The sequence below is a fragment of the Vibrio sp. Vb1980 genome (genome assembly GCF_033338615.1).
GTDB classification, from domain to species: domain Bacteria; phylum Pseudomonadota; class Gammaproteobacteria; order Enterobacterales; family Vibrionaceae; genus Vibrio; species Vibrio alginolyticus.
In genome coordinates, this window is record NZ_JAWOSZ010000151.1 from 1 (window position 1) to 556 (window position 556).

General features: G+C 45.7%; 1 protein-coding gene. It reads right to left on the bottom strand.

The window, feature by feature from the left end:
- On the bottom strand, positions 1-556 hold a 556-nt coding region (locus R7F64_RS24240), incomplete at both ends, for a protein phosphatase CheZ (protein ID WP_318072198.1).

Sequence of the window (556 nt, forward strand, 5' to 3'; positions counted from 1 at the left end):
TTCGGCTTCGCTTGATTGTTTAATCTTTTTATCTGCCGGTTCTGACAAAACTTGAACCTGTTCTGCTGGTTTTTGGCCAGAGAATACGGTGAGGATTTCCACCAAACGGCCTTCTACTTCGTTTACCAGCGTGATTACGCGACGAATAATTTGACCCGTTAAGTCTTGGAAGTCTTGCGCCATAAGAATTTCGGTCAACTGACCGCGCAATTCAGTGCTATCACCTTCGACCTGAACAAGCAGTTTGTCGATACGGTGACACAGAGCTTTGAATTCGCTTAATTCAATGCGCCCGTACATGAGTTCATTCCATTGAGGACGAACTTGTTGAAGGCAATCATGCAGGTTATCGGCGATTGGAAGGCAGCAATCTACTGCATCCATCGTCTTGTTTGCTGCCAGTTCCGTTTTCTCGATCACATAGTGCAGACGATCCCGAGCATTCGGGATTTCATCTTTAGCTATTTCGGTCATGCGTTGATCGAGGTTGAACTGCTTTAGTGAATCATGAAGGTCTCGAGTCAGCGTTCCGATTTCTTGCAAAACTGGATTCTCT